General features: G+C 22.1%; 17 protein-coding genes. 16 read left to right on the forward strand and 1 reads right to left on the reverse strand.

Annotated elements, in window-relative coordinates:
- Positions 1-105 precede the first annotated feature (105 nt).
- The 10 genes from prfB to tusA all read left to right on the forward strand — a co-directional run bounded on the left by prfB (position 106) and on the right by tusA (position 13,359).
- Positions 106-1,201, forward strand: a protein-coding gene (gene prfB / locus BUCNMO_RS01740) for a peptide chain release factor 2 (protein WP_158345038.1) whose coding sequence is annotated in 2 segments (ribosomal slippage) — positions 106-171 and positions 173-1,201 — 1,095 coding nt in all. Because the reading frame shifts where the segments join, the coding sequence is not laid out codon by codon here.
- Between the two features lie 8 nt (positions 1,202-1,209).
- Positions 1,210-2,736 (forward strand): lysine--tRNA ligase, encoded by a 1,527-nt coding sequence (lysS, locus tag BUCNMO_RS01745; protein ID WP_158345040.1) that lies wholly within the window; start codon positions 1,210-1,212, stop codon positions 2,734-2,736.
- A 176-nt stretch (positions 2,737-2,912) separates the two neighbouring features.
- Positions 2,913-4,166, forward strand: a complete 1,254-nt coding sequence (gene lysA / locus BUCNMO_RS01750) for a diaminopimelate decarboxylase (protein ID WP_158345042.1) — start codon at positions 2,913-2,915, stop codon at positions 4,164-4,166.
- Between the two features lie 196 nt (positions 4,167-4,362).
- Positions 4,363-5,211, forward strand: coding sequence for a prolipoprotein diacylglyceryl transferase (lgt, locus tag BUCNMO_RS01755; protein ID WP_158345044.1), 849 nt, complete (start codon positions 4,363-4,365; stop codon positions 5,209-5,211).
- A 548-nt stretch (positions 5,212-5,759) separates the two neighbouring features.
- Positions 5,760-7,085 carry a tRNA (N6-isopentenyl adenosine(37)-C2)-methylthiotransferase MiaB gene (miaB, locus tag BUCNMO_RS01760; RefSeq protein WP_158345045.1) on the forward strand — a complete coding sequence of 442 codons (1,326 nt, stop codon included), beginning with the start codon at positions 5,760-5,762 and terminating at the stop codon, positions 7,083-7,085.
- 264 nt (positions 7,086-7,349) lie between these two features.
- Complete coding sequence (ybeY, locus tag BUCNMO_RS01765; RefSeq protein WP_158345047.1) at positions 7,350-7,799, forward strand: rRNA maturation RNase YbeY; 450 nt, start codon at positions 7,350-7,352, stop codon at positions 7,797-7,799.
- A 107-nt stretch (positions 7,800-7,906) separates the two neighbouring features.
- On the forward strand, positions 7,907-8,725 hold the full coding sequence (gene corC / locus BUCNMO_RS01770) for a CNNM family magnesium/cobalt transport protein CorC (RefSeq protein WP_158345049.1): 819 nt from the start codon (positions 7,907-7,909) through the stop codon (positions 8,723-8,725).
- Between the two features lie 247 nt (positions 8,726-8,972).
- Positions 8,973-11,570 (forward strand): leucine--tRNA ligase, encoded by a 2,598-nt coding sequence (leuS, locus tag BUCNMO_RS01775; RefSeq protein WP_158345051.1) that lies wholly within the window; start codon positions 8,973-8,975, stop codon positions 11,568-11,570.
- Between the two features lie 102 nt (positions 11,571-11,672).
- A complete protein-coding gene (holA, locus tag BUCNMO_RS01780) occupies positions 11,673-12,665 on the forward strand; it encodes a DNA polymerase III subunit delta (RefSeq protein ID WP_158345053.1) in 993 nt (330 codons plus the stop codon).
- 463 nt (positions 12,666-13,128) lie between these two features.
- Positions 13,129-13,359 (forward strand): sulfurtransferase TusA, encoded by a 231-nt coding sequence (gene tusA, locus BUCNMO_RS01785; RefSeq protein ID WP_158345055.1) that lies wholly within the window; start codon positions 13,129-13,131, stop codon positions 13,357-13,359.
- Between the two features lie 31 nt (positions 13,360-13,390).
- On the opposite strand, the gene asd is transcribed toward tusA, so the two are convergent.
- Positions 13,391-14,500 (reverse strand): aspartate-semialdehyde dehydrogenase, encoded by a 1,110-nt coding sequence (gene asd, locus BUCNMO_RS01790; RefSeq protein WP_158345057.1) that lies wholly within the window; start codon positions 14,498-14,500, stop codon positions 13,391-13,393.
- A gap of 727 nt (positions 14,501-15,227) precedes the next feature.
- Between asd and BUCNMO_RS01795 the strand changes: the two genes are divergently transcribed.
- The 6 genes from BUCNMO_RS01795 (at position 15,228) to BUCNMO_RS02470 (ending at position 23,049) form a co-directional block, all read left to right on the forward strand.
- Positions 15,228-15,815, forward strand: coding sequence for a YhgN family NAAT transporter (locus BUCNMO_RS01795; protein WP_158345059.1), 588 nt, complete (start codon positions 15,228-15,230; stop codon positions 15,813-15,815).
- Positions 15,816-16,242: 427 nt separating this feature from the next.
- Positions 16,243-17,403, forward strand: coding sequence for a phosphoglycerate kinase (locus BUCNMO_RS01800; RefSeq protein ID WP_158345061.1), 1,161 nt, complete (start codon positions 16,243-16,245; stop codon positions 17,401-17,403).
- A gap of 96 nt (positions 17,404-17,499) precedes the next feature.
- Positions 17,500-18,594, forward strand: coding sequence for a class II fructose-bisphosphate aldolase (gene fbaA / locus BUCNMO_RS01805; protein WP_158345063.1), 1,095 nt, complete (start codon positions 17,500-17,502; stop codon positions 18,592-18,594).
- Between the two features lie 183 nt (positions 18,595-18,777).
- Positions 18,778-19,644, forward strand: a complete 867-nt coding sequence (mscS, locus tag BUCNMO_RS01810) for a small-conductance mechanosensitive channel MscS (RefSeq protein WP_158345065.1) — start codon at positions 18,778-18,780, stop codon at positions 19,642-19,644.
- Between the two features lie 133 nt (positions 19,645-19,777).
- Complete coding sequence (locus BUCNMO_RS01815) at positions 19,778-21,547, forward strand: exodeoxyribonuclease V subunit gamma (protein ID WP_158345067.1); 1,770 nt, start codon at positions 19,778-19,780, stop codon at positions 21,545-21,547.
- Positions 21,548-21,567: 20 nt separating this feature from the next.
- Entirely contained in the window at positions 21,568-23,049 is a 1,482-nt protein-coding gene (locus BUCNMO_RS02470) for an exodeoxyribonuclease V subunit gamma (protein WP_158345069.1), read from the forward strand.
- Positions 23,050-23,061 lie beyond the last annotated feature (12 nt).

The raw sequence follows: 23,061 nt of genomic DNA on the forward strand, positions 1-23,061 counted from the left end.
TTAATAAAATTAATGCTTTATTATTTATAATATATAAATATATATTACAGTTGTAATACTATATAATTTATTTTATTAAATTTACTATAATCAGAGTTATAAATAATGTGTACTATTGATTTATTAAAAAATAAAATATGCGAACTATATCAAAAAGAAAATAGCTTAAGGAGGAATCTTTAACTATTCTAATAAAAAAAATAGAATAACGCAAATAAAAAATTTGTTACAATCTTTTGAAATATTAGAAAACACTTGTTTAGTGAAAAAACTTATTAAAGAAAAGTGTCAACTAAATAAATTAATTAACTCTTTAAATTCTATTAGACAAGAAATTAATGATATATCAATATTAGTAAACTTATCTTCACCTAAAGATACACAACTACTACACGAAGCTATATGTGAAATAATACAAATAAATAAAAAAATAAAAAAAATAGAATTTTATAAAATGTTTTCTCATAAAAACGATCATTTAAATTGTTATATAGACTTAAAATCTGGTTCTGGAGGTATAGAATCCCAAGATTGGACTAAAATATTAACTCGAATGTATTTAAAATGGGCAGATAAAAAAAAATTTAAAACAAAAATTATAGAACAATCTGTTGGCGAACTAAATGGTATTAAATCAACAACTATATATATGTCTGGAAATTATGCATTTGGTTGGATGCGTACAGAAACAGGAATACATCGATTAGTAAGGAAAAATCCTTTCAGTTCTGATCATAAAAGACATACGTCATTTACTTCAGTATTTGTGTATCCTGATACACCTAAAAAAAATAATGTATATATTAAAACATCTGATTTAAGAACAGATGTTTATAGATCTTCAGGAGCTGGAGGGCAGCATGTAAACCGTACGGAATCAGCGGTAAGAATTACACATATCCCTTCGAATATAGTTACACAATGTCAAAATAGTCGTTCTCAACATAAAAATAAAGAACAAGCTTTAAAACAAATGAAAATTAAGCTAAACCAATTAGCTACGCATAAAACAAATTTAAAAAAAAAATTGTTAGAGAATACTAAATGTAATATTGCATGGGGTCACCAAATACGGTCTTATATTTTAGACAATTCACGTATAAAAGACATTAGAACTGGATTAGAAGTAAGGAATGTACAATCTGTCTTAAATGGACACCTAGATTTATTTATTAAAGCAAATTTGAAAAACGAAAAATAAGGATAAACATGTTACGTAAAGAATCTAGCCTACATACTATAAAAAATTCTCTAAATAACGAAATACAAATACGTCAAAAAAAATTGATAAATATTAAAAAAAAAGGTTTTAACTATCCAAATAATTTTAAAACAAATTGTAATTCTCAAGATATTTTAACAAAATACACAAAATTAACAAATGAAGTATTAATTAAATTAAAAACAGAAATAAAAATTGCCGGACGAATGATCACCCGTAGAATAATGGGAAAAGCTTCTTTTGCTACTCTACAAGATATGTATGGAACTATACAATTATATATTACAATAAAAAAATGCACACAAAATTTTTATAAAAATGAATTTAAAAAATGGGATTTAGGAGACATTATAGGTGTTATTGGTACATTATTTAAAACTAAAACTGGAGAATTATCTATATATTGTACAAAAATACAATTATTAACAAAATCTTTAAGACCATTACCTGATAAATATCATGGTTTATTAAATCAAGAAACACGTTACCGTAGGAGATATTTAGATCTTATTTCAAACACTAAATTATTTCAAATTTTTAAAACTCGATCTAACATAATTACTATAATCCGAAATTTTTTAATTCAAAAAAAATTTTTTGAAGTAGAAACACCTATGATGCATAATATTCCAGGAGGTGCTAATGCAAAACCTTTTGAAACTTATCATAACGCTTTAAATACTAAATTATATTTAAGAATAGCCCCTGAATTATATCTTAAACAATTAATTATTGGAGGATTTGAACGAATTTTTGAAATTAATAGATGTTTTAGAAATGAAGGAACGTCTTTATATCATAATCCAGAATTTACTATGATGGAAATTTATATGGCTTATTCGAATTATAAAGACATGATGTTTATTATAGAAGATTTATTTAAAAATATTTCTCAAATAATTAATAAATCCCATTGCATAAAATATGCAAACAATATTTTTAATATTCATAAAAAATTTCATCGTTTAACAATGAAAGAATCTATCATAAAATATAATTCATATTTATCATTAAATGATTTAAATAATCTTGAAAAAATTAAAAATATATGTCATTTTTTAAAAATTGAAGTTGAAAAAGAATGGAATATAGGTCAAATACAAACAAAAATTTTCGAAAAAACAACCGAAAAAAAAATAATACAACCAACTTTTATTACTAAATATCCTGTAGAAGTATCTCCTTTAGCTAAAAGTAATAATGAATATCCACATTTAACTGATCGTTTTGAATTATTTATCAATGGGCTTGAAATAGCAAATGGATTTTCTGAGTTAAATGATTCAGAAGAACAAAAAAAAAGGTTTTTAAAACAGCAAACACAACAAAAAACAAATATGCAACAAAACTTATCATATGATCAAGAATATATTACTGCATTGGAATATGGACTTCCTCCGACTGCAGGATTGGGTATAGGAATTGATAGATTAGTGATGTTATTTACTAATAGTAAAAGTATACGTGACGTAATTTTATTTCCTACTTTGAAACCAAATTTACAAAAAAAGTAAACACAAATTTTTTAATTCAACAATTCTAATATTTTATGTTGTAAATTTTTTTATTAAAAACTACAAATCAACATAGCTCAAAATTTAAAAAACAAATAAAATATGTGTTTTAATAATTACTTAATAAAGTTATTCTAAAACATTTAAAATTATATAATAATTATCGTGGGCTTCTCATGTTATTTCATCATTATAATCATAAAAATTTCTTTAATACATCTAAAATATTAACTATAGTTCAGAATTATAGTACTCCTATATGGATATATAGTGAAAAATGTATTTTAAAAAAAATTAGTAAATTAAAAAAATTCGACATAATCAGATTTGCCCAAAAATCTTGTTCTAACATAAACATACTAAAAATTATGAGAGCATCTGGAGTTAAAATAGATGCTGTGTCATTAGGAGAAATAAAACGTGCTTTATTTGCTGGATATCAACCTCAGTCACAAAATATAATTTTTACTGCAGATTTGTTTGATAATGAAACCTTGTCAAATATTATTAATTTAAAAATTCCAGTTAATGCAGGATCTACAGACATGTTAAACCAATTAGGTATACTTTCTCCAGGTCATCCTATATGGTTACGAATTAATCCTAAATTTGGACATGGTCATAACAAAAAAACAAATACTGGTGGAGAAAATAGTAAACATGGAATTTGGGATACATCAATAGCACTTCATGTTATTAAAAAATATAATTTAAAATTACTTGGCTTACATATTCACATAGGATCAGGAGTAGATTATAAACATTTAAAAAAAGTATGTCATTCTATGGTTAAAGAAGTAATGAAAATTAAAAAAGATATATTTTCAATATCCGCCGGTGGTGGATTATCAATACCTTATCAAATAGGAGAAAAAAAAATTGATACAAATCATTATTTTAATATTTGGAATACAGCTAGAAATAAAATTGCCAAACATTTAGGTCATAAAATAACATTAGAAATAGAACCAGGAAGATATTTAGTTGCTGAATCAGGAATATTAGTTACACAAATTAGAGTAATCAAAAAAATGGGCAATAACATATTTGTATTAGTTGACGCAGGATTTAACGATTTAATGAGGCCAGTAATGTATGGAAGTTATCATAATGTTTCTATAATAACTATAGACCATAGAGAAATAGATTTTAATAACACTATTGAAGTTATTATTGGAGGTCCTTTATGTGAATCAGGAGATATTTTTACACAATCAGAAAATGGAAACATACAAAAACGTGTTATTCCTACAGTAAAAATAGGAGATTACTTAATTTTTCATGATACAGGAGCATATGGAGCATCTATGTCTTCTAATTATAATACAAGACCTTTAATTCCAGAAATTTTACTTGATAAAAACGAATCAATCCAACTTATTAGAAAAAAACAACCTATAGAAGATTTACTAAAATTAGAACAAACATAGAAATTTAATCTTTTAATTGAAAAAATAATTGTTCTTTTAAAAAAAATAATAATTAAATTTAAGTTAAATATATTTTTATATAAATAAATATTAATAATATTAATTTAATTAATTAAATTTTTATGTAATATCAACATATTTTTTTATAAAATATTTCAAGAAAATATATATATACATTAAAACTTTTTAAAATATAATGAATAATAAATATGTATTTGTATACCAAATCAATCCTATTATTTTTTCTATTGGAAAAATAAATTTTTATTGGTATGGATTATTATATTTTCTAAGTATTATGTTCATTTTTTGGAAGATACATTCTTTTTCTCATAAAAGAAAATATACTATATTAAAAAAAAATGAAATAAACACTTTATTTTATAATATTACTATTGGAATTCTTATTGGTAGTAGAATAGGATACATAGTATTTTATAATTTGTTATATTATTATCATCATAATTTAAATATACTTAAAACCTGGGAAGGAGGCATGTCTTTTCATGGAGGACTAATTGGAGGTATTATCAGTATTTTATATTTTTCTAAGAAATCTAAAAAAAATTTTTTTCAAATATCTGATTTTATAGTACCATTTATTCCTATTGGAATAGGAACTGGTAGGATAGGTAACTTTATTAACGGTGAACTATGGGGAAGAGCAACATTAAATGCTCCTATTTCAATTTTATTTCCTACTTCTATAACATCTGATTTATTATTAATTTCTAAATACCCTCAATGGCAATTTGTATTTGATTACTATCATGCCATACCTAGACATCCGTCACAATTGTATGAGTTACTTTTAGAAGGTATAATACTATATTTTTTATTAAAAATTTTCAACAATAAAAAAAAAGGACTTATATCAGCCATGTTTTTGATTGTTTACGGATTGTTTAGGTGTTTTGTTGAACTATTTAGAGAGCCTGATGTACAAATTGGATTTTTTTATTTTTTAACTTTAGGACAAATATTATCTATTCCAATGATTATCATTGGTATTGTTATTATAATAAATATTTATTTTATAAAATAAATTGTAATATTTTCAAAAATAAAAAATACAATATATTTCATATAAAACATAAACATATTATTTATAATATATAAAGATCAATAATTAAAATAATATGCATTGTAATAAAAAAAATTATTATAATTTCATTTAAATAAACATTTAAAAATAGTATATACATACTTATGATAAATATATATTATGTAAAATATTTTGATAAAAAACAAAACGTCTTATAAAATAAGATATCAATTAATTTTTACAACAATTAAAAAATGATATAATTAAATTACCTTAATAAAGGTAATTTATTATATATATAATATAAATAATTTATTTTTTAGTACAAAAGATTATAAACAACATAAAAATATATTACATATTTATATACAAAGAATAAAAAATATTTTTGAATCAATTTTACTGAATTATCAATAAAATATTGATTTCATTTGTTTAGAATTGTTTATTTTAGGTAAATTTAATGTTATAAAATTTATATGTTTATAAAAATACTATAACAAAACAAAATTGTTACCATAATAATAAAACAATAATTTAAGCGAAATATGAAAAAAATATTTATTAAAACTTGGGGATGTCAGATGAATGAATATGATTCATCTATCGTTACAAATACACTAATTAAAACTAATAAGTATGAATTAACAAAATTCTCTAAAAACGCTGATATTTTAATTTTAAACACATGTTCAGTACGTGAGAAAGCACAAGAAAAACTTTTTCATCAATTAGGTAGATGGAAACAATTAAAAATGCACAATCCTAATATAATTATTGCAGTTGGTGGTTGTGTAGCTGTACAAGAAAAAGGAAATTTATACAAAAGAGCTCCTTACATTGATATAATATTCGGAACACAAACTTTACACCAATTACCTCAATTAATTCAACAAACTTCTAAAGTTAGAAAATTAATTGTTAATGTTCAATCTCTTGGATTAAAAAAATATAACGATCATAATCATATATATAAACCTAATGTTTCTGCATTAATACCTATTATAGAAGGCTGTAGTAAATATTGTTCATTTTGTATCGTTCCATACACTAGAGGAAAAGAAATAAGTAGACCTGTTAAAAATATTTTATCTGAAATATTATTTTCGGTACAAAAAGGTGTAAAAGAAATTGTTTTACTCGGGCAAAACGTAAATGCTTATAAAATAAAAAAAAAAAATCATATAAATCATTGTAGTTTTGCTAAATTACTTAAACTAATTGCAAATATTAAAGGTGTTGAAAGAATTCGATTTATAACAAGTAATCCTATTAATTTTAGTGATGATATTATTGCACTTTATAAAACAAATTTTAAACTGACAAATTCATTACATTTACCAGTACAAAGTGGATCTAACAAAATTCTTAAATTAATGAAAAGAGGGTACGATATTGATCAATATAAAAAAATAATATATAAATTAAAAAAAGTAAAACCCGATATACATATTACTTCAGATTTTATCGTAGGGTTTCCTGGAGAAACAGAATCTGATTTTCAAAATACATTAGATCTAATAAAAGAAATAAAATTTGATATGAGTTTTAGTTTTTTATATTCTGCTAGACCAAAAACAAAAGCTTGTAAATTAATTGATGATATACCACTACAGACAAAAAAAAATAGACTATACAAATTACAAAACATAATTACTCAGCAGACAATTAAATGGAGTAGAAGAATGTTGGGTAGTATACAATCTGTTTTAGTTGAAGGTGTTTCAAAAAAAAATATACTAGAAATATGTGGGCGAACAGAAAATAATAGAACAGTCCATTTTAAAGGAAATCCTAAACTCATTGGAACTATAGTGAAATTAAAAATAACAGAAATAAATTATCATTATATTAAAGGTGTTATTTGTTCTTAAAAAATAATGTTATTATATTAAAAATAACGTTTTTAAAATTCATTAAATAAATATGTTTTTTATTAAAAAAACATTATATTGAACAATTTATTAATATAATATGCTTAATAATAAAACATTTTTTATTGTTAAACATATTATATTAATAATAATTAATACATATTCATTAAAATACAAAAACTTTAAGAATATAAACTCATTGAGTTAATATCTTGTTACAACTAAAATTATTAATCAATCAAAAATTATTATATTGGAAGTAAAATGATTATTATTAATCTACAAAAAGTAAATGTTGTAAAATACATAATTCCTAATAAAAAAAAATTTAAAAAATGGATGTTTCCTATTTTTTTAAAAAAAAAAACATATGCTATTACAATAAGAATTGTAAATAAATATGAAATTCAACGTTTAAATTTAATTTATAGAAAAAAAAATACATATACCAATGTATTAACATTCCCATACAACATACCACTACAAAACAACATAAAATTTATAGGAGATATAGTAATTTGTGCACATGTTATTTACCAAGAGGCTTATGAACAAAACAAAAAAATAGAACATCATTGGGCACATATTACCATTCATAGTGCTTTACATCTCCTTGGATATCATCATTATGATAATTATCATTTAAAAAAAATGGAACAATTAGAAATTATGTATATGAATATTTTAGGATACTCAAATCCTTACATTATTTAAATATGAAGTATATAACAATTTTGTTACTATTAAACGTTAATATATTTAGCAAATAATACATATATATCATTATCTAATTAATTACAAAAATAATTAACACACTAAAAATGAAACAAAAAAAAATTTTTTCTATGTTGTTATATCAATTATTTTATAATGAACCTAAAAGTAAAGAAGACTTGCTATCTCTAATTAGAAATTTAGAAAAACATGAATTAATTGATTTAGACACTAAAAGTATGCTTGAGGGTGTAATTAATATAAACAAAAAAAGAATTAAAGAAATTATGATACCAAGACCACAAATGGTTACTTTAGCATTAAATTATTCTATAAATCAATGTATAGATACTATTATTAAATCAGCGCATTCAAGATATCCAGTAATGAGTACTAACAAGAACTATGTTAAAGGTATCTTTATGGCAAAAGACCTTTTACCGTTTATGCTTAATAAATCTAATACATTTGTTATAAAAAATATTTTAAGGCCTGCTATAGTAGTACCTGAAAGCAAATATGTTCATAGTATGTTAAAAGAATTTCGTTTAAATCGCTATCATATGGCTATGGTCATAGATGAATTTGGAGCTGTTTCCGGATTGGTTACTATTGAAGATATATTAGAATTAATTGTAGGTGAAATAGAAGATGAATATGATAACATTGATGAATTAAATATTCGAGAATCTAATCAAAACACTTTTACAATTAAGGGTTTAACAGAAATAAAAGAATTTAACGAATTTTTTAATACATCTTTTAATGATACAGAAGTTGATACTATCGGAGGTTTTATTATGAAAGCTTTTGGTAAACTCCCGAAAAAAGGTGAAACAATTTTTATAAATAAATATAAATTTAAAATATTAGCAACAGATAGTAGACGTATTGTACAAGTCCAAATGTTTATTCAAAATAAATAATTTAATAAATTTAAAGGTTCATGTTATTATGTTAATAATGTATCACTATTTTAATTAATTTTTTATAAAAAAATATTATAAACTTTTTTTAAGAAATGTTTAATTTTAACATATGCTAAACATATTAAATATTAATCTAACTTTAAGTACGTTTAATATTTATACATTATACATTGTTTAAATAATTTTTTTTTAAATATATTTATAATTTACATTACTCATTATATAACAAAATATTAAGAAACATATGGAAAAAACATATCATCATAAAAAAATAGAGCTTTATGTTCAAAATCATTGGGATAAACATAAATCTTTCAAAGTGAAAGAAGATTTTAGTAAAAAAAAATATTACTGTTTATCAATGCTACCTTATCCATCTGGTAAATTACACATGGGTCACGTAAGAAATTATACAATTGGAGATGTTATTGCAAGATATCAACGTATGTTAGGTAAAAATGTATTACATCCTATAGGATGGGATGCTTTTGGATTACCTGCAGAAGAAGCAGCAATTCAAAATAATATAACTCCTTCTGAATGGACATATAAAAACATAAAATATATGAAAGAACAATTAAAATCCTTAGGTTTAAGTTATGATTGGACACGAGAAATTATTACCTGTAAACCAGAATTTTATCGATGGGAACAATGGTTTTTTATTCAACTTTATAAAAGAAAAATGGTCTATAAAAAAAAATCGTCTGTCAATTGGTGCCCCCAAGATAATATAGTGCTAGCAAACGAACAAGTAGTTAATGGATCTTGTTGGAGATGTGACACAAAAGTTATTAAAAAAAATATTCCTCAATGGTTTATAAAAATAAGTGATTATGCAGAACAACTACTAGAAGATTTAAAAATATTGAAATATTGGCCCAAAAAAGTTAAAGATATGCAAAAAAATTGGATCGGAAAATCTTCAGGAGTAGAATTTGAATTAAATGTTTTTAATAGCAATCAAAAAATACTAATATTTACTACTAGACCAGATTGTATTATGGGAGCAACATTTGTTTCTATATCACCATTTCATTTATTTGCTAAAAAACTTTCTAAAAAAAATAATAAAATTAAACAATTTATAGAAAAATATACTTACCAATTAACTCATTTAACAAATATACAAGATATTAAGAATAAAGGTAAAAATACTAAAAAATTTGCAATTCACCCAATTACCAAAACCCTTTTACCTATATGGATTGCAAACTTTGTTATTCCAGATTACGGATCAGGAGCAATCATTTCAGTACCAGCTCATAATGTCAATGATTGGAATTTTGCAATAGCTCAAAAATTAAAAATTAAACCTGTTATTCTTTGTTTAGATGGTAGTAAACCTCATATTAACAAACAACCAATGATAGAAAAGGGTAATTTGTTTAATTCTGGAAAGTTACTAAATGGATTAAGTAATGTACAAGGTAATACAATACTCATACAGCATTTAAAAAAAAATAATAAATTAAAAAAAAAGATCTATTTTAAAATAAAAGACTGGAATGTTTCTAGACAACGTTATTGGGGAACTCCTATACCTATTGCTAAATTAACAAACAAACAATTTATTGAAATACCAGAAGAAAAATTACCTATAATATTACCAGAAAATATACCAATAAAAGAATTATATAATTCTAATTACAAATACAATAGTCCGACAAATATTATAAATATTCATGGAAATAAACTAATTTGTGAAACGGATACTTTTGATACTTTTATGGAATCATCTTGGTATTATTTAAGATATACAAATCCTCATTTTAATTCAGGAATGATTGATCCTGAAGCTTCAAAATATTGGTTACCAATTGATTGCTATATTGGAGGTATTGAACATGCTGTTATGCATTTATTATATTTTAGATATATTCATAAAATATTAAAAAACTTTAATTTAGTTTCTACGAATGAACCTGTAAAAAAACTTATATGTCAAGGAATGGTAGTATCAGATGCATATTATTATAAAAATAATAATAAAAAAATATGGGTTTCTCCTGAAAATGTATGCACCTCATATGATCATATAGAAAAAGCTAATTATATATACGATAAAAAAAGTAAAAATAAAGTACTATACGCTGGTAAAATAAAAATGTCTAAATCTAAAAAAAATGGAATTGAACCAAAAACTATAATAGAACACTATGGAGCTGATGCATTAAGATTATTTATATTATTTGCAGCTCCACCAGAATCTGCATTAGAATGGAAAGAAGATGGAGTTAAAGGAACATATCGATTTCTTAATAAATTGTGGAATATGACTTTTAATTTTTTAAAAAATTCTATTAATATTACTAATACAAAACAACTTAAATACATTGACTCAAAAAAACAACATATTTTATATGAATTGAACAAAACAATTATAAAAGTATCAGATGCTATTAATAAAAATCAATCTTTTAACACTGCAATTTCTTCTATCTTTAAATTTTTTAATGTAATAAAAAAAGTAAATATCAAAGATGTTGAAAATTACTTCATCATAAAAAAATCGTTACTTACTATATTAAAAATGATGTACCCATTTACACCTCACTTTAGTCATGTGTTATTAAGTCATTTAAAAAATACAAAAAAAATAACTGAACATGAAAAATGGCCAATCCCAAATTTACAATTTGTTAAAAAAAAATATTATACAATTATAGTACAAATTAACGGTAAAACTCGTCATGTTTTTGATGTTAAATCACAAATTTCAAAAAATGAAACAATATTAATTGCAAAAAATAATATTAAAATATCGAAATATCTGAACAGTCATGTTATAAAAAGAATAATTTATATACCAAATAAATTAATTAATTTCGTAATTGTATAAAAAACATTTTTTAAATGCAATCATCTTTAATTAATAAATAATATTTCTATGAGTAATTAATGGCTTAATAAATAATGTTATTATATTAAGGTCCTTTACAAAATGCTTTATATAAACTATCAACATCTTATTTCTAATTTAAATACACAATTAAATTTGTTTTATTTAATACTAGGGAAAGAAAATATTTTAATAGAAGAAAGCACAAAATTAATAATACAAACTGCTTATAAAAAAGAATATACAAAAAAATTTTTTTTTATATTAGAAAAAGAATCAGATTGGCTAAAAATTTTTTTTATTTTAAAAAACAAATTGTTATTTAATAACAAAAAGGTAATAATTATCATCATTAAAAAAAATAATGTTTATAATCAATTAATTAACAATTTAAAAAAAATTTTTAATTTAATATCATCTGATACTATCATTATAATTAATTATTATAGCTGGTCCATTCAATATAATAGTTATAAATTAAATAATTTTAACACTTTAGGAACCATTGTTAATTGTTCTTCATTAAATAACAATCAACTAAAAAAATGGATTAATTTTAAAATAAAAAGTAATAAAATTACAATAGAAAATCAAGCTAAATTAATATTATGCAAATATTATTTAAATAATTTGTTAGAATTAAAACAAATAATAGATATAATTTGTTTGTTATGGCCAAATTCTTATGTTACAACACTACAAATAAAAAAAATTATTAATAATTCAACTAATTTTTCAATATTAAATTGGATTGATGCTATATTATCTAATCAAAAAAAAGAATCTTTAAAAATTTTGAATAACTTAATTAAAAACAAATTTCATCCTCTTATGTTAATAAAAGCTTTAACAAATAACTTATTAATATTAATTAATATGAAAAGGCAAAATAAAATTTCGTTTAATGCTTTTCTACAAAAAAACAAAGTTTATAAAAATAGATACTGTTTATTTATAAATGCTTGTAAAAAATGTACTAATACACAATTGTACAAAATGATTCATATTATTTTATTAATAGAAACTTCTATTAAAAAAAATATAAACATATCAATTGATAATAAATTAGAAGATTTATCTCTTATACTATTTTAAATATAATTTTTTACGTTTCAAATATATATTCAAATATTAATATAATCAAAAAATTTTAAAATATTTAATTTTTGTAGTACAATGCTTTATTTTAATAAAGTATTCTTAAAAAAATTTATTTCGTGAATATGAAAAAAATCTGTATTTTTAATAAACTCATAAGTTGTATAAAATATAATGTATATGCAGGCAGTAAATATACATAATATGTATAATAATAGTAAAATACTATTAGTACATAATATTCTTTAGAATATCTTTTGTATTAAAAAAATATTTGTATAAACATTTGCACTTTATGTTTAAAAAAACAATAATGTTATATTATTTTAATTACTTTATAAACAATTATTTATAATAATAAAAAGATGTATTAAAAAAAAATAATAAACAATTTGTTAGTGTATATTAATTAATAAACAAACAAATACATATTTATATATAAAATTGAAAAAATCCAAAAATGAAAATATTTTACAAAAACTTTTTAGATTTAAGAAAATCTACATGCCCTGATACAATCATGTTTTTAAGACAAAAAATTAGACATATAGCTTGTAAAGAATTATTACTAGTGCTATCAAACGATGTATCTACTAAACGTGATATTCCTATATTTTGTTACTTTATGAATCATATTTTAGTAGAGTATTATATATGTAATACTCCTTATAGATATCTATTACAAAAATAACGAGTATTTTAATATTTTCAAAAATTTTTTATTATAACAATATTTGTAACATTCTACGTATAGGCTCTGAAGCTCCCCATAATAATTGGTCACCTACAACAAATGCTGATAAATATTTTTTTCCAATACTAAGTTTTCGTATCCGACCAATAGGTATCTTTAAAGTACCCGATACAGCTAAAGGAGTTAAATGATTAATAGTTGAAATTTCATTATTAGGTATTATTGTTACCCATTTATTGTGGTCAGACAAAATTTGATTTATTTCACGTATATTAATATCTTTATTTAATTTAATTGTAAATGATAAACTATGACATCTCAACGTACTTATTCTCACGCAATTACCGTCAATTAAAATTTTTTTATTAGTGCTAAGCATTTTATTTACTTCTGATTCAGCCTTCCATTCTTCTCTTGTTTGTTCATTTTTCATTTTAATATCTATCCAAGGAATTAAGCTATTAATTAAAGGTACTTTAAAATTTTTAGATAACATTTCAGAATTATTCAAAAAATTAGTAATTTTTTTTTCGATATCTAAAATAGAAATGTTTTGATTGTGTAAAATGTTACCAAAAATGGGAACAATAGAGTTCATTTGCATCAACAATTCTTTCATATAACTTGCCCCTGCTCCTGAAGCTGCTTGATAAGTAGTTACAGAAATCCAATCAATTAATTTATATTTAAATAATCCACCTAAAGCCATTAGCATCAAACTTACTGTACAATTGCTACCTACAAATGTTTTTATCCCACAACTTATACTATCATCAATCAATAGACGGTTAACAGGATCTAACACAATAAGTGCATCTTTATTCATGCGCAAGGATGATGCTGCATCTATCCAATATCCTTTCCACCCCATAGTTCTTAATTTGTAATATACAACATTGGTATAATCACCTCCTTGACAAGTGACTAATATATCTAAAGACATTAGTATTGCAAAATCATATGCGTTTTTTAATTTTCCAAAAGAGATATTATTAATTAATGGAGAAAGCCCTCCTAATTGAGACGTAGTAAAAAATATAGGAATAATATTATTAAAATCATTTTCTTTCTCCATACGTTTTAAAAGTACTGATCCAACCATTCCTCTCCATCCAACAAAACCTACTTTTTTTTTCATGTTAACACTTCCAATTATTTAAAATACGGATGTCACCAAATATGTTTATTTAAAAGATTTTTTAAAAATTTAAAAAATCTTTTAAATAAACATATTAACTGTTATTGTATACAATAAAACTTAAAGTTTTAATAAATAACAAATGATTATATTGTAAATTACTTTTTATATATATAAATATAAATTGTTCATAATTAAATATTAACTAATACTATGATACAAAAAATTAATTAAAGCTATTATTATTTTAATAATAAAGAAATTTCACAAGTAATTATAAAAATAAAAAAATGAATTTAAAAAAAATGTTTAATTACTGATTTACACTGAAAAACAATACTTAAACTATCATACAAAAATACTCTAATATATAGTTTGAAAAATAAATTTCTTTATAAATAGTTTGTTATGAGATATTTAAATTAATATTTAAATAAATATGTTACCTTTTATCTTAAATTTATTAACAACATATTATACTAAGCAATAATTAAAAAATAGTTTAACAAATTTAAGAAATACAAGCATAGCAATTACCATAAAAACTTTTAAAATTAAAATTTTTAAATTAATTTCTCAATAACATTTTAATATTAACTCCAAATAAGTAAACATTTTCATCATAAATGTTTTATTAATATTTATTACTTACTTATCAAAATAATTAATTCCAACATATTCTAGTCAAAATACTTTAACTAAAATTACATACAAGGAACAGACTACGATGACTGAGATAATCTCGGCTACTATATTATTAGTGTTAATAATGGACCCTCTAGGAAACCTTCCAATATTTATGTCAGTTTTAAAAAATTTTCAACCAAAAAGACAAAGAATTATTTTAATTCGAGAAATGGTCATTTCGTTATTTATAATGTTACTATTTTTATTTTCTGGAGAAAGAATACTTGCTATTCTTAATTTAAAAACAGAAACAGTCGTAATTGCCGGAGGTATAATTTTATTTTTAATTGCTATAAAAATGATTTTTCCAGATTACACTGAGACAATTAATGAATCAGAAGATGAACCTTTTTTAGTTCCTTTAGCTATTCCACTTGTAGCAGGTCCTTCTTTATTAGCAACATTAATGTTATTAGCACATCAGTATAAACATAAAATTTTTTTGCTAATAGGTTCTTTGTTTATAGCTTGGACTATTAGTTTAATAATTTTACTTTCTTCTGAAATTTTTTTAAATTTATTTGGATCTAAAGGTGTAAACGCATTAGAAAAATTAATGGGTTTAGTATTAATCATGATATCAATACAAATGCTTCTCGATGGTTTTCATCATTGGATTATTAGCTAATTTTAAAATTGAATAATAACATATTTTTTAATATTTAACTTAAATTGTCAAAATTTTGTAACATTTATTTAATATTCAAATTACATACATTATTATGTACATTACGATGTCAACAAATTTTATTTAAAAATATTAAATTAAGAAATAATAACTAATTATTTAATTACTAGTTTGATGTAAAGTTATACTAACAATTGTTATATATACAATATATTTACATATTAGCTACTATAACTACTATTCATACATCATTTATTTAATATTTTAAATAAAATCTAATATTTTTATTATATTACTGATAGTACGTTGTTTAATAATTTTTTAAAATTATTATAATTTAATAGAATACAATAATTCTAAAATAAAAAATTAATAAATGCTTTTATTCAGTAATAAATAAACTAAAATTTTTTAAGGAAAATACATAATGTCTATCGTAAAAATAAAAGAGTTAAACTTACATAATAAAAAAGTACTTATTAGAACTGATTTAAATGTACCTATATATAATAAAAAAATTACTTCTGATGCACGTATTTTAGCTGCTTTACCAACAATTCAATATGCAATTCAACAAAAATCAAAAGTTATTATAATGTCGCACTTAAATAGACCAATAGAAGGTGAGTATTCTGAAAAATATTCTTTATTGCCAGTATTTAAATATTTAAAGAAAAAATTATCTTATACTTCAGTTCATTTTTGTTCAAATTATGTGGACTCAAAAAAAATTGAACCTGGAGAAGTATGTTTATTAGAAAATGTAAGATTTAATATAGGTGAAAGTATTAACTGTGATAAATTATCTAAAAATTACTCTAAACTATGTGATATCTTTGTGATGGATGCATTTGGCAGTGCTCATAGAAAACAATCGTCCACATATGGAATAATGAAGTTTACTCCAATAGTATGTGCTGGACTATTATTAGAGCGCGAGATAAAAATATTATCTCAAATTTTTATAAATCCTATGAAACCTATTGTTGCTATTGTAGGAGGTTCTAAGATATCTACAAAATTAAAATTATTAAATTCTTTAGGAAAAATAGCTGATACAATTATTGTAGGTGGTGGAATAGCTAATACTTTTATTGCTATTGATAACAATGTTGGTAATTCATTATATGAAAAAAAATTTATACCATTAGCTAAAAAATTAAAAAATAAATATAACATTCTAATTCCTATAGATTCCAGAGTTGGACATACTTTTTCTAGCAAATCATTAGCTAACGTAAAAACAGTTTCTAACATTAATAATCAAGAAGAAATTATGGATTTAGGTGATGAAACTATTAAGCTAGCAAAAAACATTATTAATACAGCGAAAACTATTATATGGAATGGACCTGTAGGAGTATTTGAATTTCCAAATTTTAGAATAGGTACTAAAATCATAGCCACTAGTATCGCAAATAGTCGTGGTTTTTCTGTAGCGGGCGGAGGAGACACTCTATCAGTAATAGATATGTTCAGTATTAAAAATAAAATTTCTTATATTTCAACTGGAGGTGGATCATTTCTACAATTTTTAGAAGGAAAACAATTACCTGTAATTAAATTGCTAGAACAAAGATCTTTATAAAAGAATTAACATTCTAAAAAGTATTCAACAATAGATAAATTATTTGTTTTAATATTAAATAATATTTACATATTTTTAAAATAGGAAATTTAATTTATGCCTACAATATCAGAACATATACAACCTGGAGTTATTGCAGCTAAAGATATACACAAAATATTTAAAGTGGCAAAAAAAAATAATTTTGCAATACCTGCGGTAAATTGCACTAATATAGATTCTATAAATGCTGCTTTAGAAACAGCTTCTAAAGTTAATTCTCCAATTATAATACAATTTTCTTATGGAGGATCTGCTTTTATGGCTGGAGATGGAATAAAAACAAAAAAAAAACATGAAAAAGCTGTCATAGGAGCTATTTCTGGGGCGCAACATGTACATATTGTAGCTAAATATTATAACATTCCAGTTATATTACATACAGATCATTGCCATAAAGAATTATTACCTTGGATAGATGAATTACTAAATGTAGGAAAAAAACACTTTAAAAATACAGGAAAACCACTTTTTTCTTCTCATATGATAGATTTGTCTAAAGAAAAAATTAAAGATAATATAAATATTTGTAGCCAATATTTAAAACAAATAAAAAATTATAATATGATGTTAGAAATAGAATTAGGATGTACTGGAGGCGAAGAAGATGGAGTTGACAACACTCATATAAATGCAGAACTTCTTTATACAAAACCTGAAGATGTGAATTATGCATATGAAAAATTAAACTCTATTAGTCCTTATTTCATTATAGCTGCATCTTTTGGCAATGTTCATGGAGTATACCAAACAGGAAACGTTCAATTAAAACCTATTATTCTAAAACAATCTCAAGATTACTTAAGCCAAAAACATAACCTTCCTTTTAATCCAGTAAATTTTGTGTTTCACGGAGGTTCAGGATCTGATTTAACAGATATTAAAAAATCTATTAAATACGGGGTAGTAAAAATGAATATTGATACTGATACTCAATGGGCTTCTTGGGAAGGAATTTTACAATTTTATAAAAAAAATAAAGATTATTTACAAAAACAACTAGGTAACCCAAAAGGAAAAAAAAATCCTAACAAAAGATACTATGATCCAAGAGTTTGGATGAGAGCTTCTCAAATGTCTATATCAAAAAGATTAGAAATAACATTTAAAGAGTTGAACGCATGTAATTCTTTAAACACTTCATTAAAATAAATAACATAAAAAATTTTTATTCATATGTAAACTCCTTTGAGTATAACGGAGAATAAATAACCTTATTCTCCGTACCTATTCTTAAATTAAGAATAATGACACAAAATAACTATATGTACGACATTAAATATATAATATGTATTGGATAAAGTTAATCATTTTTAACATAAGGAATAAAACAACATGCATGATTTAAATGTAGTTAATGATATTAACCATGCTGGAAGTTGGATTATAAGAAATCAAGAATTATTATTAAGTTATTTTATTAATGTAATTTCTTCCATTACTATTTTTGTTATAGGATTATTTATTGCACGGATAATATCTAAAGGAATTAATAAAGTTTTAATTACTAGAAATATTGATTCCACCATTTCTAATTTTTTATCTGCATTATTTAGATATGCGACAATTACATTTTTTATCATTGCTTCACTCGGATGTATCGGAGTACAAACAACTTCAGTTATAACTATACTAGGAGCAGCAGGTATGGCTATTGGTTTAGCTTTACAAGGTTCATTATCTAATTTCGCAGCTGGAGTTTTACTAGTTTCGTTAAGACCATTACGTACAGGAGAATATGTTAATTTAGATAACGTTTCTGGAACTGTTTTAAATATACATATTTTTTATACTACTTTAAAAACATTAGATGGTAAAATAGTTGTTATTCCTAATAATAAAATTATTTCAAGTAATATTGTAAATTATTCTAGGGAACCCTTTAGAAGAAATGAATTTATTATAAGTGTTAGTTATAATTCTGATATAGATTTAGTTGTTAAAGTATTAAAAAATGTTATGTTAAATGAAGAAAGAGTACTTAAAAACCGTGATATCACAGTAGGATTAACCGAACTTGCACCATATTCTATTAACTTTATCGCACGTTGCTGGAGTAATACAAATGATTTAAATTCAGTATACTGGGACTTAATGGCTAAATTTAAAAAATCTTTAGATAAAAATCATATAAATATTCCTTATCCTCAAATAGATGTTAATATTAATTACAAAAAAAACTTTTTATACAAAGAGTTATAAAAAATGTATTATTCACAATATATTTATTGTATATATTAAATACTATATTTAAATAAAATTTATTATTAAATTAGTTTTTTTATATAATGAACTATATTTTTAATACACATTCATTCTTAGTAAAAGGTGTTTTATGATAGAGGCATATATTTCAAATAAACTTGAATTCTTAATAAAAAAAGCATGTAATATTATTCAAAATACACCTACAAAAAATCCTTTACAAAAAGAAATATTTATTATTGATAATAAAGAAGTAAGTCAATGGATAAAAATTTTTATAGCTAATTATTCAGGGATATCTTCTAATATTGAATTCTACACTTTACACGAATTTATATGGAAAATTTTTAAATATATTTTACCACATTGTAATAATGAATATTATAATAACGTATCTTTATTTTGGAAAATTATGGCATTACAAGAAACTGAAAATTTTTATAAAATTGGATTTAATGCTACAAAATCATCTATTAAAAAATCACATTTTGCATCCTATTTTAGCATTTTATTTCAAAAATATATGGTTCAAAGACCAAATTGGATATTAAATTGGGAACAAGATATTATTAACTATAATACAACCTCACATTCAAAATTATGTCAAAGTAAACTTTGGAAATTAATTATAAATTGTGATTCAAATAAATTGAAATATAATTTTTCTAATTTATTTGAAAAACTATTAGCAATGAATAATATAAATTATTTAAAAAGTAAGTGGTTATTCGCCTCTAGGATCACAATATGTAGCATCTATAATCTTAACTATACATACTTGTTATTATTAAATAAATTAAGTCGTTTATTTAAAATAATATTATTATGTTATTCACCTTTTAATACCTTAAAATTTTTAAAAAATGATAATAAAAAAGTTTTAACATTTCACAATGTTTGCAACAATAATTTTTTTAATCCTATTTTAAAATTTTTAGGTAAATTTGATTATACTAAATTATTAATTCTAAATTCTCAACAAATAAAAAAAACAATATATACACATTCAAATTATCAATCAAATTTATTAAGAAAAATTCAATTTGATATAACATATTGCCAACATAAGATACAAAATAATTATAAAAAATTTTTTTGTAAACACGATACTTCAATAAGTATACACGCATGCTATAACTTTAAACGTGAAATTGAAATACTACACGATAATTTAATTAACGTTCTCAATAAAAACGATTCTATCAAACCAAAAGATATATTAGTAGTGTCTAATAATATCAGTAATTACACTCCATTTATTAATAGTATTTTTAATACGGTAACCAAAAAATTTCAAATACCATATATAATACATAACAAAAACATAAACTATAATAACTCAATATTTAATTTTTTTAAAAAAATACTTACTTTATCAGAAAATATATATACTACCAATGAAATATTATCTTACTTAAGATTGCCATTTATCAACAAAAAATTTTGTTTTTCTGAAGAAGAACTAATTTTATTAGAGCAGTTTATTACGCACACTAATATAAAATGGGGTATTAGTAACCAACATCTTAAAGAAATATCTATTCCTTGTAATAAATATAATACCTGGAAATATGGAATTGACAGAATGTTTTTAGGTTATGCCATTCAAGATAAAAATGTAATATGGAATTCAATACTATCCTGTAATTTTCCTAATAATTTAAATATAAATATAATTAACAAATTGTCTAAATTTATTACTGTATTAAATAAGTGGAGAAAAATACTTCAGCATTCTAAGCTTTTAAAAAATTGGTTACCTCTATGTACAAAAATAATTAATGATTTTTTTCACATTAATAACTCTGAAGTCAATAAAAAAACATTAATAATAAAAAATGTATGGAACACATTTATTAATACTGGAATTAAAAATAACTATAAAAAAAAATTTCTATAAAAATTTTAAAAAGAAAAATAATGTGCATATTACAATCATCTATATCTGATCAACAATTGTTTCAAGGATGTACAATTTTTTGTAATATGAATGTTTTAAAATATGTTCCATTTAAAGTAATTTATATTTTAGGTTTAAATCATTGCATTGAAAACAAATTTCATTCTGTAAATTCTTATGATTTAATTAAAAAACATCCAACGTTATTTGATAATAGTAAAGATGATAAATATCATCATTTAATTTTACAAGTATTGTTGACAGCTACAAAATATTTATTTATTAGTTATAATAATAATGCAACAAAATTATTTAATAAATATCAATTTCCATTAACAATAGAAATATTAATTAAATTTATATCTACTTATTATTATATAAAAGGAGAAGAACATCTAACTTTAAAAAAACAATCTAAAAATGTTATTTCACACTTACATACTACACACGAAAATAATGCCTATTCTATAAAAAATTTTATATATAATAATTCTTATAAAAGTTTTAATAAAACATATTTTTATTTATCAAAATTTGTTAATTTTTACGAAATAAAAATTTTTGAACCTTTTCAATCTTTTAAATCTATTCAAACAAAAAAAATTAATTTGAACCATTTTATTTTTTTTTGGAAAAATCCTATACGTTATTTTTGTCGCCATAGATTAAAAATAATTGAAACAAGTTTAGAATTACAAAATAACAATGTAGAAAATTTCACTTTAAATAAAATAAATAATTATAATTTATGTAAAGATATTTTAAATGCAATAGTTTATCAAAAAAGTATAAATTATATATTTCAACATTATGAAAAATCTGGATTACTTCCACATGGGGAAATAGGAATCGCAATATTTAATAATTGTAAAGAAAAAATGTTAGATATAGCAAAAAAAATATTATATTTAAGAAAATTTCCTAAAACTAAAACTATAAACGTTCAAATTAAAAATTGTTTAATTAATGGATTATTAACTCAAATTTGTAAAATAGGATTGTTAGAATGGCGGCCAAAAATTTTAAATTTTAATGATTCTATTGATTTATGGTTTAAACATCTTTTTTATTGTTTATCTGGTGGTAAAAAAAATAGTTTAATGATTGGGCTGAATTCATCTATATTAAAATTTGAAAATCTAACTGTAGAATCTGCATATTATTATCTACATAGTTATATAGATGCATATACAAAAGGAATGAATGATCCTCTATTACTAACAAAATCTGGTCTAATATGGTTAACAACTGTATTTGATAAAAAAAACAATATTATTACAAATAACAATATAAAACATTTAAAAGGAATAAAAAAATTTACTGATACATGGAATGGAAATGATTATTTTTCAGGTGAAAAAGAAAACTTTTATATAAAACAAGTTATTCCTGTACTAACTAAAAGTAACATTACTAAGATGTGTGATATATCAAAAAAATGGTTATTACCTATTTTAATTAACCAAACAACAATAAAATTACCTCTAAAAAATTTAACTTAATGACGTATATAT

The sequence above is a fragment of the Buchnera aphidicola (Nipponaphis monzeni) genome (assembly GCF_006741185.1).
In the GTDB taxonomy this organism is placed as follows: Bacteria; Pseudomonadota; Gammaproteobacteria; order Enterobacterales; family Enterobacteriaceae; genus Buchnera_H; species Buchnera_H aphidicola_T.